A 14,266-nucleotide genomic window follows, 5' to 3' on the forward strand; every position below is an offset into this window, starting at 1 on the left:
TCATGAAGAAATGGATATTGTCTTTGTGTATGTTAACTGCCTTCATTACATTACCAGTTTTAGTAGAACAACCAGCCAAGCAATCCAATCCGATTATCCAATATGGCTGGCCGGAGCCTTGGTAAGCGTCTCATAAGTGTAGAGGACTTGTTGATGCAGAAGCAATAAACAGAAAAATGCCATCAATGCCCTCCAATTGGAGGGCATTTGTAATACGTACAAAAAGTTTTCATACACGAAGAAATCCAAAGCTGTACAGAAGTCCTGTCACATGCTTGGAAGGAGACCGCCCGAACGAAGTGAGGAAAAAGGCGACTGGAAAGCATGTGGCAGGGCTTCCACCCGACCACAACAGTCGGAAGACGACTTTTTCACTTGAGTATTTCGTTATAATTGGTATGGGGGTAGCGGATGCAGATGGTGACGACGACGATGGTCAATTCGCAAAAATTATGGATGGTGGTTAAGCGGATGGAGCCGCATTTGATCCGCAATCAGGCCAATATGGAGAAGCTTTTGAAAATGCTGATGATCCACGATGTCGCCTCCGTGTCTGCAAAACGAGAAACGAGCCCGGAGCAGGAAGGTTTCTCCTTTCGCGGGCTGCGAATAGACGATGTTTCGAACGGCGACATCAAAGAGCTTTGGAGCGAGTTCGAAAGGAATGAGACGTATGAAGCAAAAGTCGCCCATGTCATTATTCGTCTGATCGACCAAATCGAAATCTAGATGACTACCATATGCTGTGTCCCGTGTGGACAGGCTATGGTAGTTTTTTTGCTTTCGCACACAATGGGCGCATGTGCCATAGGCTAGGGGTAGCTTTTTGCTGAGGTGATACACATGAGACGCCCAGATAATCAGCCGGATTTTATCGGTGCCCTTCTTAGTATGATCCTTGGAGTCGTCATATCGTTCGAGGCCTATCGTTTGGAGGCATTTTCGACGTCCTTGTACGTAGGGGATCACACGCTGCCTGCAATTCTCGGCTTATTGTTTTTCATGCTGGGAGGTGTGCTGCTGATCCAGTCATTCCGTGTGACCGAGGATGCCGCTTCGCCAAATTCCGGACTACTTGTTCCTGGAAAGAGGCTGCGTCTGCTGATTTGTTTTTTATTTCTGTTGTTGTATGTTTGGCTGCTCGGCGCGATCGGCTACACAATGGCTACCCTCTTTGTGTCCTTTGTCTTTTTTATTTTGATCGGCAGTTACCAGTGGCGTACGTCTATTGTGTATTCCGTTCTTTTGACAGGGGGGCTGTATGTGGTGTTCATCTACTCGCTACATATCACACTGCCGGGCGGAGATTTGTTTTAGGGCGCACATTTTTGGGAGGTGCTGATCATGGAGACGTTCCAATTATTACTGGCTGGTTTTGCTTCAGCCCTCACCCCGGAGCATTTGCTCATGGCAGCACTCGGTGCTCTTATTGGCACCTTTGTAGGCGTATTGCCCGGTCTCGGGCCCACCTCTGCCATCGCGATTTTGCTTCCGGTGACAGCCGTGTTAGAGCCGACACAAGGTATGATCATGCTGGCAGGAATTTATTATGGAGCAATGTACGGCGGCTCGACGACAGCGATCCTGCTGAATATCCCGGGGGAGCTATCCTCGGTCCCTACGTGCTTAGATGGCTATCCCCTCGCGAAAAAAGGAAGGGGCGGCCCGGCGTTGGGAATATCGGCACTGTCGTCGTTTGGTGCAGGGGTTCTTGGGGTGATCGGACTCGTTTTTTTCGCTCCGATTTTGGCAGATCAAGCGTTAAAATTCGGACCGCCTGAATATTTTGCGCTCATGATTTTGGCTCTCACGCTCATGGTCAGCCTATCAGGAGGATCGTTAGTCAAATCGTTTTTGATGGGGGCATTCGGCTATGCGCTCGCTCTTGTCGGGTTGGGACCTTCCTCAGGCATGCCGCGATTTGATTACGGCGTACTTGCATTGGTTGGCGGTTTTGACATGATTAGCATCATTATCGGATTGTTTGCGATTACAGAAGTCCTCAAAGGGATTGATGAAAAGCGCGCAGCTACCCTGATTGGCAAGCCAGGCAGTGTCTACCCGAAAAAAGAAGACTTGAGAGTAAGTGCCGGGCCGATGCTGAGGGGCGGGCTGATTGGTTTTTTTCTCGGATTGCTGCCGGGCTGTTCGGCTGCGATCACGTCGTTTTTGGCGTACGACATGGAGAAAAAAATCTCCAAGCATCCAGAGAAGTTCGGTCAGGGAACGATCGAAGGGGTGGCGGCTCCAGAAGCAGCGAATAATGCGACAAGCAGTGCGGGCTTCATCCCGCTATTTTCGCTAGGGATTCCCTCCTCACCGCCACTGGCGATCTTGTTGGCAGGTTTGATGATCTACGGATTGACGCCAGGCCCTGTTTTGTTTGAACAAAATGCGAGCTTTGTCTGGACGGTCATCGCTTCTATGTTCGTGGGGAATGCGATGCTTCTGGTGCTGAACCTCCCGATGGTATGGGTGTGGGTCAAATTGACGAGGGTTCCATATGGCATCATGGCTCCGATTATCTTGATGTTTTGCACGATTGGGGCATACAGTGTGCGGAACAGCATGTTTGATGTGTGGGTCGCCTTTCTGTTTGGCGGACTTGGGTATGTCTTTTTCAAATATAAATGGCCAGTGGTTCCGCTGGTTTTGTGCTTCATTCTGGGACCTCTTCTGGAAGAATCGTTCATTCAAACGATGGCGATGGGATCGGGTGATCTCAGCATTGTTTTGTTCCGTCCTTTATCGTTGACCATCTTGCTGGCAGCAGGAGCACTCTTGATCATCTCCATGATGTTGAACCGTCGGACACAGCAACGGTTGAAACAAGAACGGGATCGGGGAGTAGATGTGGCGTGAGCGAGTTAGAAACGGGAGGAAGAGTCATTGAGAGGATATAAACAATGGACGGCTGTCATGATGTCGTTCCTTTTGGCGGTAGCCGTTAGCGGATGTGGAAATCAAGGGACAGTCGAGGCGGCCTATCCATCGAAGCAGGTTGAGTATATCGTGCCATATTCTGCCGGGGGCGGAGTCGATCTCGTGGCCAGAGCGGCAGCTGATTATTTGAGCAAGGAATGGGGGCAGCCCATCGTCGTCGTCAACAAGGCGGGAGGTGGTGGGGCGGTAGGAGCGGAGTATGCTTTAAAGCAAGCCAAAAACGATGGGTACACAGCGCTTGCCGTCAATGTATCCAATACGACGATGCTAACAGCTGGGATGAAAACGCCGCCGATTACAAACGAGGATCAAGTCTATACAGCCAGGATTGGCAAAGGAACGCTTGCTTTTGCAGTAAAAGCCGACGCGCCGTGGAAAGATTTCGCTGAATTTTCCGCGTGGGTGCGCGCGAATCCAGAGCAATTAACGTGGACTTCTGTAGGACCCGCAGGTTTTTCCGCTTTTGGGGTGGCAGAGTGGCTGGATGTGATCGGAGCTGACTTCTCCAAGACAAGAATGATCGTGACGAAAGGCGCCTCCGATTCTGTCCCGAAAGTCGCTGGAGGGCACGCGATTTTGGCGGTGCATACAGTGGGAGAGATCATGCCGATGTTGCAAGCGGGCAAGGTCAAAATCCTCGCCGTATCCGGAGACACGCGAAGTCCGTTCCTGCCTGATGTCCCTACTGCGGGAGAGCAAGGGATTCATGGCTTGTCGGTTTTCTGGTGGACGGGAGTGTCCTTTGCCAAAGGAACACCAGAGTCGGTTATCCGCAAATGGGAAGAGGCAATTGCCAAGATGGAAAAGGACCCTGCCTTTTTGCAAAAGCTGAGTGAAATCCAGGTGGAGCCGGCCTATGCGGCCAGTGAAGCATTTACGAAGGAAACACAGACAGAAACGACGTACTACTTGGAATTGGCGAACAAAAAGGGGATTCGAAAATAAGCGATGAAAGAAAAAAGGGAGAATGGCATATAGCTGTTCTCCCTTTTCCATCTATTTATTTAGGTATCCGTTTTTCATACCTGAATTTATAAAAACCATTCGCTATGTTCGGTGCAGTCTCGCCGACCTTTTTATAACCGCATTTCTCGTAAAAGTGTTGGTTGCGTACCGCTTCATAGGCGGTATCGAGCGTCCACTTCTTGATGTGTGGATACGCTGCCTCCATGAACTGCATGGTTTGGCTTCCGATACGCAAGTTTTGCTTATCAGGATCGACATAGATGATCCCCAGCTCCAAATGCTCATGATCGACTGGAAGGAGGCAAAAACCGCCAACGATCTGGTCATCCAGCAGGATCGTATAGTAATGGGCCTTTTGCATGAACAAAACATGCTGGTCAGGCTGGTCATGTCCGGCAGGGCCTTCTCCATACTTTTGGACGTCTTCTGCAAAGCAGCGAACAGCAATTTGGGTGAGTTGCTCCGCGTTTGCGGGGACAGCCTTTTTGAAAAAAACCATAGGACTCATGAGATCATCTCCAGTTCGTCTGACTACTTCGAAATTGGTGTATGAATGATTAGTAAAATTCTTCTATATAGCAGACGGATGAACCCACAGAATGGTTACCCACTGATTTTTCTCATGAAGCTCTCCAACGGTCCCCTCTCAAACGAAAGTCTCCATAAGAGCGAGAGCACAATGGAAAAGAGGAAGAATCCAACGGCGTAGAGCATCGCAAAAGCGAGCGTTTGATTTTCGAATCTGCCAATCCACACGAGGAAGCCAATCCCGACAACGATATGGCTGACGTAGTGTGTCAGTGTCAGCTGTCCGGTTTTTACCAATGTCTGTGTAAACCAGCTGTTTGCGAACTTTTCCGCAAAGCTGACGCACAGAATGATGATGATAACTGCGGAGCTTGAGCTGGACAGCACATAAAACAGGTTGGGTGGAACTGGTTTCGTTCCCCATAAAAATAGAGCGATCTCGCTTCCGACGACTGGAATAGAGAGCTTGATCAACCAATACGATAAAACTTCCAAGCTGACGAACAGGGCAGTTGCCCATCCCAACATTTTTTTGCGTACAGATGGATCGAGCAGGTTTAGTCGACCCAGCCACAAGCCAAGAAGGAAAAAGCACATCCAGGGAAATACCGGGTGATATCCGTTGTACAGCAAGTTGCGCAGGAATCCTTCGACCGTCCAAAAATCAAGATACTCGATAAATGGTTGCTTCGGGTCCCACCCTTGCATATAGTTGAGCGACAATTGTAGCGTTTGAGCTGTGAGCAGGATGCCGCTGAATGCGAGAAGAAGCGTTTTCCCTGATACGACGAGGAGGAAGGAGGCAATGAGCATATAGACACCGTAGTAATGCAGGATGTCGCCGCTCCAACTACCGAGATAGAGCAAGATCCCGGTCACGAATAAAAACAAGGAGCGCTTCCAAAGGATGTGACGGCTAGCCTGTAAGAGGGCCGGGTCTTCTGAGGTCCTCACTTTTTTTGTCATATACGCAATACCGATTCCTGCTAAAACAACGAATACAGTAGATGCTCTGCCCTGAAACAAACTGGAAAAAGCAATGAGCCAATCAGGTCCATTATGTTCTGCGTTCAAGATGACGACGTAGTTGACGATCATCATGCCTAGCATGGCCCATGCCCTCGCAAAATCAAGTCCAATGACTCTGGTAGAAGATACTTTCATCCGGGTTCTTTCCTCTCCATTTTTATTTACTTACCGGTAAGTAAAATATATTGGGTGGGATTGTAAATAGCAAGCCCTAAAATGTTGGGCATGGAAAACAAAACTGTCCTTTGCCCGGACACCGATGTCTCATACCTGTCTGGATTTGAGAAGGGGCAGACCGCCTGTTGCTTGTAAAAATCACGTGCGACAAGGGGGGATTCGGTTGGTATCCAACTTGCAGTGTTTCTTTCTGAATGCGGATGCAATTGCTGAGGAAGGAGAGAATGGCTTGGATATGCGGGAAGTGGTTGCCATTGTAACGGGTGGTGCTTCCGGTTTGGGAGAAGCCGCTGTGAGGAATGTAGTTCAACACGGGGGAAGAGTAGCCATTCTTGATTTGGCGGTAGAGAAGGGGCAAGCGTTGGCGAATGAGCTGGGGCGAGAAAATGCTTTGTTCGTGCGTACGGATATCATGAGTGAAGCGAGTGTACGAGACGCAATCGATCAGGCTGCTGGCACATTCGGTACGATTCACGCCGTGGTCAACTGTGCGGGGATCTGTTTGACACAAAAAACGCTGTCGCGAAGCGGTCCACATCTACTGGAGTCCTTCAGCAAGGTCATTTCTGTCAATCTGATCGGTACTTTTAATGTCATTCGGTTGGCGGTGGAGCAAATGGCAGGAAACGAGCCGAACCAACAGGGGGAGCGAGGTGTCATCATCAATACCGCATCGGTGGCGGCTTTTGAAGGGCAGGTCGGGCAGGTTGCCTATAGCGCCTCCAAAGGCGGAATTGTAAGCATGACCCTGCCGCTAGCAAGAGACCTGGCTTCGTATGGCATACGTGTGATGACAATTGCTCCCGGTCTATTTGACACGCCGATGTTTGATCAGCTCCCGCGCTCTGTAAAAGATGCGTTGGGTGCGACTGTTCCGTTTCCCGCTCGCATGGGTGATCCGTCAGAATATGCGATGCTCATGAACAGTATCGTCACGAATCCGATGTTGAATGGAGAAACGATCCGGCTGGATGGGGCAATCAGGATGGCACCGAAATAGAGAAGACGTGTTGACAGGAAAATAGTTAGGTGCCATACTACATGCATGACAAACCATTCAAATGGAAGAAAACAAGAAGACGCGATCCCTTCGCTTGTTCAGTCGCAACGCCAGATTGATCGGTATGGGCTCGATGTTGATGCACAAGCTGTACTCGTCGCCGCCAGGCTGATGGAGGCAGGAGCAAAACTTGGGCATGCGGCCGAAATACATTTTGCTAGATTCGGCTTATCCACGGGACGATATCGGTTGTTGGCAGACCTTGAAGATAACGGAGGGGAAGTGCTGCCGTCACAATTGGCAGAGCACTTAGGGGTAACACGCGCTACTGTTACCGGTCTGATCGACATCCTGGAGCGCGATGGTCTTATTTCCCGACGAGCGAGTGCAAAAGATGGCAGGCAAAAATCTGTCATTTTAACAGAGCTCGGGGCAAGCAAGCTGCGTGAAATGGCGCCAGAGCACTTTGCGAGATTGGAAGCGATGGTCGGATTGCTAAATACAGAGGAGCGCAGTGTGTTTCTCGACCTGCTTGGCCGCGTGACACAAGGCATCTCGGTACTGACAGATGAATAAGTAAATAGCAGGCAAGTGGTAAAACGGGCTAGGCAGCTAGCCCATTTTCACTCCTATATAGTTAGGTTCCTAATCATTTTACCAAACAGGGGAAAGGAGGTGAATAACATGCATGACCCTGAAAAATCGGGAGTTGCTTATCCGATCAAGGTGGCACGATCCAAGCGAAAATCGTTTGTTCTATGGCGAGAAGCAATCATGGCTTATTTGTCTCCTGCGATCATGGCGAGCATTGGAGGGTGGATCACCGCTGACAAAGGTCTGCAAATAGGGGCATTGACCACGATTGGCGGTACATCCGCATTGATTGCCTTACTCCTTGGGCAATGGTTACAGAGCCGTGGTATGCATAAACGCTGGGTCACCCGCACACCTCGTTTGGCACTGGTAGCGGTTATAGGGATGACATTGGCAGTGATCGCTCTGCTGGCAGCATGGCTAACAACGGAGTTACTCGTCATCTTTGCTCCCGGTGAATCGTTGGCTTGGCTAAGTCGTGTGTGGGTCGACTTCCCACTATCAGCGATAATCGCCAGCACGTTAATCACATGGCGGTGGCGTAGTGCCATCAACCATGATCATCAAAAATGAATCGGTTACGGAGGAGATAAACAATGATCGTAGTTATGGGAGCAACAGGAACCATAGGCAGTGCACTTTTGAACAGATTGATAGAGCGTGGTGTCCCAACCCGGGCATTGAGCAGAACGCCGGAAAAACTGCAGATACGAATTGGAGAGGGGGCAGCATCCACGATAGAAGTAGCAGCAGCGGAGGCTTCAGACCCTGAATCGTTGCGCCGGGCGTTTGCAGGAGCGAATCAGCTCTTTCTTTCCCTGTCAAACAGTCCCAGTCAGGTCGAGTTGGAAACCTCGATAATTCGCATAGCAGCTGAGGCTGGAATCCAACATATCGTGAAAATCTCCAGTCCAGCCTACGACGAAAAGGCGCCAGTCGCCGTAGCGGGATGGCACCAGGAAATCGAGCACGCACTATCTGAATCCGGGATGATAAGCACTGTGCTGCGACCGTACGCCTTTATGCAAAATCTGCTCCGCTTCGCACCGACGATCCAGAGGCAACATGTTTTCTTCGGCACGATGGGCGAAAAAGCATGCAACTTTATCGATTGCCGTGATATCGCTGATGTTGCCGCAGAGGCATTGATCCATCCTGAAAAGGCAGGTCATATATACACACTGACTGGTTCTCGGGTTTTCAGCTATCCGCAAGTTGCGAGCATGCTATCCGAGTTGCTTGACCGCCCGATTACGTACATCAACAAGGATAGCGAAGTACTCCGACGTGATCTGATGGAGTATGGAAACATGCCGGAGTGGCTCGCCAGTCACGTCGTCGAAATTCAAGCCATGTCTGTGGCGATCCCGGAAAAGCCGACAGACGATGTAGAGCGTGTTCTCGGCAGAGAACCGCGTAAGCTGGACGCTTTTTTGCATGAGCATATCGAATTGTTCCGTTAATCAGCAGGGAGCGAAATTTCTTGCGCTTTTAGTAGAGCTTGCGTGCGATTGGTAACACCGAGCTTGCCGTATATCCGATGCAAGTACACCTTGACCGTCCCGAGCGTATTCCCTAGCTCATCGGCGATCATCTGGTTAGATGCTCCTTTGGCCAACATGGATAGGATCATCATTTCCTTCCCGGTTAGCGGCTCGATCAAAGGAGCTTTTCTTTTCTCTATTTTCTTTGGGAACATGGTAGCAAACACCAGATTCGCTCGTACAAAAAACAAACCGCTCAAAAACTGCTGTTGCTCCGTTGAATCCTCTATCGACGCAATACTTTGCTCTAATTCGGTGAGGGTCAGCTCTGCCCGATCCGTTTGAACGCAGGTAACCAAGAGGAACGCATAGATCAGGCGAAAAAGTGGTGAAAAATAGGTTGCGTGATCAGGGATGCTGTCCAGCGTTCTGAGAAAGCCGGAAAACTCGCCGCGTTGGAGCAGCACCGGAATATGTTGCGCAAGGAAGCTTACAGCCAACGTGTAATCGGCAGCGGCAATCGCATGATCGATCGCTTCGTCCATCATTCCGCGTTCGGCATAGCTTTTACTGGCTAGTCGGTGAAGCTCACGTGCTTCTCCAGGAGCTGTCTGCTCCAGTTGATTGCGCAAAAAATCGGCAAACAAGTGATGGTATCGATACCACGTCCCGTAATCATCCAGTGGGATTAAAAAGATGTTTTGGTGGTGCAAGCGGGTCAGCATTTGTTGGCAATGGTGCAGGCTGGTCAGAGCGTGGCACACGTAAGCATCCATTCGCGACAGCACAGAGGTTTTGAGCAAGAAGCTGCGCGCCTCTTCCGGCAGTCGCATGATCACTTCATGAAACAAATACTCCGAAATATTGCGATGAGAGCCTGTAAATCCGGCAAAAAATTGATCGTGGTTCTCTGTATTCACGAGTGAAATGGCAGCGAGCTGCAAGCCTGCGACCCATCCCTCCGTGCTTTTCACCAGCTGTTCAATTTGCGTTTCGGTCAGTGGTAAATCGTGAACCTGCTGATAAAAGCTGTCCGTCTCTTGATGACTGAAAAGAAATTGTCCGGACTCAATGTGACATACTTCATGACGAACGTTCCATTTGACTGTAGAAAAAGGCAGCGTGTTGCGACTGGCGATGTACAGATGGACGTGGCTCGGGACATATTCCAGAAAATAAGCGAGACTGTCGTGAATCGTCTCATCCGAGATCACATGGTAGTCATCGAGAATGATGGCAAGGGGCTGTGTCGTAGAAGCTAGTTCATTGAGCAGTGAATCGATGAAGGTAAAGATCGAGGTATGGCTGGTTGCCTTCATTGCTGGTTCCATTCGTTCGGAGAGTTCTGCGAAGCCAGATTCAGACAGCGTAAATACGATGTATCTCCAAAAGCGAATCAGGTCATTATCCATCTCATCGAGGGAGAGCCATACGGTGGTACCGCCATACTGATGAGCCCATTGACTGAGCAAGGTCGTTTTTCCATAACCGGCTGGGGCAAATAACGTTGTCAGTCGGCATTACATGCCCACGTCCATTTTTTGCAGGAGTCGGCTCCTATGAACGCTATTCGACCGAACGGCGGGCATGGCTGTTTTTGGTTTTCAGCATAATGAAATGATGAAGCATGTTTTTACCGTCCTATGCATCAGATTCGTATGTGTCCATAATACTTGTTATCGGCAAATATCGACATTTTAAAAAAGAAGGAATCTTTGTTCCAAGAAGCAGGCCCTAAACCGCCATCTTTTGCACGGTCGTCACTTTTAGGCGAGAAATTTCCAAGGAAGCAAGACATGCTTCAACAGGCTTCACATCCCACACCTTCTAGAATGAAAGCAAAAAAAGAGGGATGGGCTTGTGGGCATGAAGATCGGACGATGGAAACACGCCGTAATTGTGGTAGCTGCAGTGATGCTCTGTGTTGCGATGGGGACGGAATCAGGCGCAGTCCAGGCGAGCAGCGAAGGGGATTTGCAGGAGGAGGATTCCATTCAGGTAGCGTTTGTTGGAGATATCATTTTGGATAAGAGCGTCGGGAATCAGATCGGACGGTACGGCGTAGATTATCCGTTTCAAAAAACAGCGGATTTTCTCAAGCAGGCCGATTTGACGATTGGTAATCTGGAGACACCAGTCAGTACGCGGGGACGTCCAGAGAATAAGGAATATACTTACCGTGCGAGGCCAGAGTCGTTGAAGGGGCTCGTGAACGCGGGCTTCGACGTGGTCAACTTGGCGAACAATCATTCATTGGATTACGGAATGGATGCGCTCTATGATACGATGGAGCATTTGAAAAAGGTAAAGATCGGTTATGTAGGGGCGGGGAAAAACGAAGAGGAAGCATTCACTTCCTACATCCAAACGATCAAAGGGAAACGCGTAGCAGTCATCGGGATCAGCCGTGTCCTTCCAAACGAACGTTGGTATGCGAGAAAAAACAAGCCGGGTCTCGCACATGCCTACTCTTATGAGCCGATGTTGTCCCATGTAAAAAAGGCAGTGGAGGAGTCAGACATTACGATTGCGGTCATGCACTGGAATCGGGAATATAAGGATTACCCAGAATCATATGCGCGTGAGATGGCGAAAAAGCTGATCGACAGCGGGGTGGATGCCATTGTCGGGTCGCACAGCCATTCGATCATGGGCGTTGAGTTTTATAAACAGGTGCCGATCTACTACAGCGTAGGAAATTTTGTGTTTACCACCTCGCGCAATCCTAAAGGTCGCGAAGCCATGATGGTCCAATTGACGTTTACAAAAGACGGGAGCAAGAGCCGCGTGATCCCGGTGAAGCTCACGAACGGTCAGCCTGCTCCGATGGACGAGAAAAACAAACAGAGGATCATCGCCAAGCTCAACCGCATTTCCTATGGGGCGAGCGTTGACGCAAAAGGCGAGGTTAGCGAGTCTAAGCCTCAATAACTGGTCTGCGCATCATTTCTCTTCGTGTGAAACCGTACTGCTCGTATAAACCGTGAGCATCCCGTGTACCGAGGATCATGCTCGTATGCCGGATGGCTGGATGCTCCACCATCACTTCCATCAGCCATTTGCTCAATCCCTTGCCTCGGTGCTCTGGATCGACGAAGACATCACATACCCACGAAATCGTCGCGTAATCGCTCACGACTCGGACGAACCCTGCCTGTCCATTCTCACTATACAAGCCGAAACAGAGTGAATTTTCAATACTTTTCATGATCATTTCCTTGGAGCGTTCAGAAGCCCAGTACGTTGTCGACAGCCAGTCGCTGATGCGTTCCTTATCGAGTAATTGCTTCTCATCACTGATTGTGTAAGGCAGTGTCGCGTGTCTTACTTCCATCTGTATCCCTCCGTATTTGTATTTACTCCTTTGCTTACGATTCACTATACTCAAAGGAAAAGGACGCATAAAGGAGAGAAAAGTGAATCTGTACCCACACAGATGACGGGGGAGTAAATGGGATGAAGAATAAATACGAAGTAGTGAGAGACAGCATCAAAGAGCAGCTTCGCACCCATACAATCAAGCCAGGGGAGAAGTTGCCATCGATTCGTACTGCATCCGAGCGATGGTCATGCAGTTTGAATACGGCGATACGGGCGTATCAAGAGCTGGAGAAGGAGCACTTGATTTATTCCATTCCCAAAAGTGGTTATTACGCAGTCCTTCGCCCTCTTCAAAGATTGCGTTTGCCAGAGGAGCGAATTGACTTTACGGCAGCCAGCCCTGATCCAGAAGTCATGCCATTCAAAGATTTCCAGCATTGTCTAAACCGCGCGATTGAATTGTACGAGGACCAGTTGTTCTCCTATTCAGACCCCCAGGGCTTTTTCTCCTTGCGCCGGACATTGGAGAGCCATCTCGCGGAGTCACAAGTATTTGCATCTCCTTCCCAAATTTGCGTCGTTTCGGGAGCTCAGCAAGCGCTGCATCTGCTCGCCTCTATGCCGTTTCCGAATGGGAAGAGTGCAGTGTTGGTCGAACAGCCTACCTTTCACGGTATGCTGCGTTCACTCGAGCTGCTGGGCGTTACCGTTCTGGGCATCCAGCGGACCACAGCAGGCATCGATATGGATGAGCTCGAGCGGCATTTCCGCAACAACCATATCAAGTTTTTCTACACCGTTCCCCGGTTTCACAATCCGTTGGGGACGAGCTATACAACGGAGCAAAAGAAACAAATCGCCAAGCTGGCTCAGCGCTACGATGTATACATCGTCGAGGATGACTACTTGGCGGACATGGAAACCAGTTTGAAAGCAGACCCGATCTACAGCCACGATCAATCAGGTCGTGTTCTGTACGTCAAAAGCTTTTCCAAGAGCATGCTGCCCGGACTTCGATTGGCGACAGTCGTCTTGCCCCCTTCCGTGATGGAAACGTTCCGGTTGTTTAAAGCATCCTGCGATTCCAGCACAGCTGTCTTGTCTCAGGCGGCTTTGGAGCTGTATTTGAATAGCCGGATGTACGACCACCATGCTTCCCTTGTCCGGGAACGTTATCGCCTGCGGATGGAGACATTGGCAGACTGCTGCCAGCGTTATCTTCCCCCGCAGCTTCACGCACAAATCGGAACAGGCGGAATTTTTTCGAGAGTACTGCTTCCAGAAGAACTGGACGCCCAGGATATCATCGCGGCGTTGCACCAGAAAAACGTGCGGGTCATGTCCACGAACCAGAGCTATCTGCCTACCTTTCCTCGTGAAAACGGGTTGCGAATTAGCATTATCCAAACCGATGCTGATAAGATAGAGAGAGGGATCGCCCTGTTAGCCGAAACGGCGACTGCGCTGTTGCAAAAGCAAAGAAAAGAAGGACAGTGGCGGATGATTGACTGGACGTAAGGAAATGAATAGGAAAACGCTGATCTTCACGAAAAGGAGTGGTTGTTAGTGCAAGCCATCACAACGTTTTTCATGTTCCATGGACAAGCAGAAGAAGCGATGAAGTTTTACACTTCGATTTTCGATCGCTCAGAAATCAAGCAGGTGATGCATCATGAGAATGGACAAGTTCTGCACGCTACCTTTACCTTAAAAGGCCAAACCTTCAAGTGCATCGACAATACGAACGGTGACTATCATGCCTTTACTCCGGCAATTTCATTGTTTGTGGACTGCGATTCTGAGGAAGAAATTGATCGTGTTTTTGGACAGCTTTCCTCGGATGGACAAGTACTCATGCCACTTGGACAATATCCGTTCAGTGAAAAGTTCGGATGGGTTCAAGATCGTTACGGAATATCGTGGCAGATTCATTTACCGAAAAAATGATAGTTGAAAAGCCGGTACGCCTCTTGGTGCCGGCTCTTTTTGTGTTTATTAACGTTGCTGTAGTGGGGGAAGAAGCGAATTTCCAGTCTACGCTTCGGCCTACGCCTCGCAGGGGGTATACACTGTCCGCTTCGAAAAAAATGGCGGGAGCGCTTCAAACGTAGAAGTTTCGAAGGGGCATTCATAAGTTATCATGAACGAGGACAGCCCCTATTCGTAACTTCGTAGGTTACTCTGGCTACACTAAGGGCAAGTACGCCAATGTACAGAGCGCTAC

Annotated in this window: 16 protein-coding genes; 12 read left to right on the forward strand and 4 right to left on the reverse strand. The window is 49.7% G+C overall.

Features of this window, described 5'->3' with window-relative positions; translation table 11 throughout:
- Nucleotides 1–2 precede the first annotated feature (2 nt).
- The 5 genes from ACFYU8_RS27130 to ACFYU8_RS27150 all read left to right on the forward strand — a co-directional run bounded on the left by ACFYU8_RS27130 (nucleotide 3) and on the right by ACFYU8_RS27150 (nucleotide 3,888).
- Complete coding sequence (locus ACFYU8_RS27130) at nucleotides 3–125, forward strand: hypothetical protein (protein ID WP_390305512.1); 123 nt, start codon at nucleotides 3–5, stop codon at nucleotides 123–125.
- Between the two features lie 286 nt (nucleotides 126–411).
- Nucleotides 412–729 carry an HD domain-containing protein gene (locus tag ACFYU8_RS27135; protein WP_390305509.1) on the forward strand — a complete coding sequence of 106 codons (318 nt, stop codon included), beginning with the start codon at nucleotides 412–414 and terminating at the stop codon, nucleotides 727–729.
- A 114-nt stretch (nucleotides 730–843) separates the two neighbouring features.
- Entirely contained in the window at nucleotides 844–1,317 is a 474-nt protein-coding gene (locus tag ACFYU8_RS27140; RefSeq protein ID WP_390305505.1) for a tripartite tricarboxylate transporter TctB family protein, read from the forward strand.
- 27 nt (nucleotides 1,318–1,344) lie between these two features.
- Nucleotides 1,345–2,862, forward strand: a complete 1,518-nt coding sequence (locus tag ACFYU8_RS27145) for a tripartite tricarboxylate transporter permease (protein WP_390305504.1) — start codon at nucleotides 1,345–1,347, stop codon at nucleotides 2,860–2,862.
- Nucleotides 2,863–2,919: 57 nt separating this feature from the next.
- Nucleotides 2,920–3,888 carry a tripartite tricarboxylate transporter substrate binding protein gene (locus tag ACFYU8_RS27150; RefSeq protein WP_390305728.1) on the forward strand — a complete coding sequence of 323 codons (969 nt, stop codon included), beginning with the start codon at nucleotides 2,920–2,922 and terminating at the stop codon, nucleotides 3,886–3,888.
- Between the two features lie 55 nt (nucleotides 3,889–3,943).
- Here ACFYU8_RS27150 and ACFYU8_RS27155 read toward each other — a convergent pair whose 3' ends face one another.
- Nucleotides 3,944–4,417 (reverse strand): GNAT family N-acetyltransferase, encoded by a 474-nt coding sequence (locus ACFYU8_RS27155; RefSeq protein WP_390305502.1) that lies wholly within the window; start codon nucleotides 4,415–4,417, stop codon nucleotides 3,944–3,946.
- A gap of 95 nt (nucleotides 4,418–4,512) precedes the next feature.
- On the reverse strand, nucleotides 4,513–5,601 hold the full coding sequence (locus tag ACFYU8_RS27160) for a DUF418 domain-containing protein (protein ID WP_390305500.1): 1,089 nt from the start codon (nucleotides 5,599–5,601) through the stop codon (nucleotides 4,513–4,515).
- Nucleotides 5,602–5,872: 271 nt separating this feature from the next.
- On the opposite strand from ACFYU8_RS27160, the gene ACFYU8_RS27165 reads away from it, so the two are divergent.
- From ACFYU8_RS27165 to ACFYU8_RS27180, 4 genes are all read left to right on the forward strand, one after another.
- Nucleotides 5,873–6,643 carry a 3-hydroxyacyl-CoA dehydrogenase gene (locus ACFYU8_RS27165; RefSeq protein ID WP_390305726.1) on the forward strand — a complete coding sequence of 257 codons (771 nt, stop codon included), beginning with the start codon at nucleotides 5,873–5,875 and terminating at the stop codon, nucleotides 6,641–6,643.
- Nucleotides 6,644–6,688: 45 nt separating this feature from the next.
- On the forward strand, nucleotides 6,689–7,219 hold the full coding sequence (locus tag ACFYU8_RS27170) for a MarR family winged helix-turn-helix transcriptional regulator (protein WP_390305498.1): 531 nt from the start codon (nucleotides 6,689–6,691) through the stop codon (nucleotides 7,217–7,219).
- 108 nt (nucleotides 7,220–7,327) lie between these two features.
- Complete coding sequence (locus ACFYU8_RS27175) at nucleotides 7,328–7,810, forward strand: hypothetical protein (protein WP_390305496.1); 483 nt, start codon at nucleotides 7,328–7,330, stop codon at nucleotides 7,808–7,810.
- A gap of 23 nt (nucleotides 7,811–7,833) precedes the next feature.
- Nucleotides 7,834–8,700, forward strand: a complete 867-nt coding sequence (locus ACFYU8_RS27180; RefSeq protein ID WP_390305494.1) for an SDR family oxidoreductase — start codon at nucleotides 7,834–7,836, stop codon at nucleotides 8,698–8,700.
- Here ACFYU8_RS27180 and ACFYU8_RS27185 read toward each other — a convergent pair.
- Nucleotides 8,697–10,193, reverse strand: coding sequence for a helix-turn-helix transcriptional regulator (locus ACFYU8_RS27185; RefSeq protein WP_390305492.1), 1,497 nt, complete (start codon nucleotides 10,191–10,193; stop codon nucleotides 8,697–8,699). The two genes, ACFYU8_RS27180 and ACFYU8_RS27185, sit on opposite strands and share 4 nt — an antisense overlap.
- Nucleotides 10,194–10,587: 394 nt before the next feature.
- On the opposite strand from ACFYU8_RS27185, the gene ACFYU8_RS27190 reads away from it, so the two are divergent.
- Nucleotides 10,588–11,652 carry a CapA family protein gene (locus ACFYU8_RS27190; RefSeq protein ID WP_390305490.1) on the forward strand — a complete coding sequence of 355 codons (1,065 nt, stop codon included), beginning with the start codon at nucleotides 10,588–10,590 and terminating at the stop codon, nucleotides 11,650–11,652.
- On the opposite strand, the gene ACFYU8_RS27195 is transcribed toward ACFYU8_RS27190, so the two are convergent.
- The gene (locus ACFYU8_RS27195; RefSeq protein WP_390305488.1) at nucleotides 11,639–12,055 is read right to left on the reverse strand and encodes a GNAT family N-acetyltransferase; all 417 of its coding nucleotides are present in this window, start codon (nucleotides 12,053–12,055) and stop codon (nucleotides 11,639–11,641) included. The two genes, ACFYU8_RS27190 and ACFYU8_RS27195, sit on opposite strands and share 14 nt — an antisense overlap.
- A gap of 122 nt (nucleotides 12,056–12,177) precedes the next feature.
- On the opposite strand from ACFYU8_RS27195, the gene ACFYU8_RS27200 reads away from it, so the two are divergent.
- Both ACFYU8_RS27200 and ACFYU8_RS27205 read left to right on the forward strand, forming a co-directional pair.
- Nucleotides 12,178–13,560 carry an aminotransferase-like domain-containing protein gene (locus tag ACFYU8_RS27200; RefSeq protein WP_390305486.1) on the forward strand — a complete coding sequence of 461 codons (1,383 nt, stop codon included), beginning with the start codon at nucleotides 12,178–12,180 and terminating at the stop codon, nucleotides 13,558–13,560.
- A gap of 42 nt (nucleotides 13,561–13,602) precedes the next feature.
- On the forward strand, nucleotides 13,603–13,989 hold the full coding sequence (locus ACFYU8_RS27205; RefSeq protein ID WP_390305484.1) for a VOC family protein: 387 nt from the start codon (nucleotides 13,603–13,605) through the stop codon (nucleotides 13,987–13,989).
- Nucleotides 13,990–14,266: the final 277 nt, after the last annotated feature.

Origin of the sequence: Brevibacillus sp. NPDC003359 (genome assembly GCF_042878995.1) — a bacterium.
Lineage (GTDB): Bacteria > Bacillota > Bacilli > Brevibacillales > Brevibacillaceae > Brevibacillus.

Coding starts and splice junctions, on each gene's coding strand:
- ACFYU8_RS27190 (WP_390305490.1), top strand. CDS start 10,588: ATGAAGATCGGACGATGGAAACACGCCGTAATTGTGGTAGCTGCAGTG.
- ACFYU8_RS27175 (WP_390305496.1), top strand. CDS start 7,328: ATGCATGACCCTGAAAAATCGGGAGTTGCTTATCCGATCAAGGTGGCA.
- ACFYU8_RS27155 (WP_390305502.1), bottom strand. CDS start 4,417: ATGAGTCCTATGGTTTTTTTCAAAAAGGCTGTCCCCGCAAACGCGGAG.
- ACFYU8_RS27150 (WP_390305728.1), top strand. CDS start 2,920: ATGATGTCGTTCCTTTTGGCGGTAGCCGTTAGCGGATGTGGAAATCAA.
- ACFYU8_RS27130 (WP_390305512.1), top strand. CDS start 3: ATGAAGAAATGGATATTGTCTTTGTGTATGTTAACTGCCTTCATTACA.
- ACFYU8_RS27145 (WP_390305504.1), top strand. CDS start 1,345: ATGGAGACGTTCCAATTATTACTGGCTGGTTTTGCTTCAGCCCTCACC.
- ACFYU8_RS27135 (WP_390305509.1), top strand. CDS start 412: ATGCAGATGGTGACGACGACGATGGTCAATTCGCAAAAATTATGGATG.
- ACFYU8_RS27200 (WP_390305486.1), top strand. CDS start 12,178: ATGAAGAATAAATACGAAGTAGTGAGAGACAGCATCAAAGAGCAGCTT.
- ACFYU8_RS27160 (WP_390305500.1), bottom strand. CDS start 5,601: ATGAAAGTATCTTCTACCAGAGTCATTGGACTTGATTTTGCGAGGGCA.
- ACFYU8_RS27195 (WP_390305488.1), bottom strand. CDS start 12,055: ATGGAAGTAAGACACGCGACACTGCCTTACACAATCAGTGATGAGAAG.
- ACFYU8_RS27170 (WP_390305498.1), top strand. CDS start 6,689: ATGACAAACCATTCAAATGGAAGAAAACAAGAAGACGCGATCCCTTCG.
- ACFYU8_RS27180 (WP_390305494.1), top strand. CDS start 7,834: ATGATCGTAGTTATGGGAGCAACAGGAACCATAGGCAGTGCACTTTTG.
- ACFYU8_RS27140 (WP_390305505.1), top strand. CDS start 844: ATGAGACGCCCAGATAATCAGCCGGATTTTATCGGTGCCCTTCTTAGT.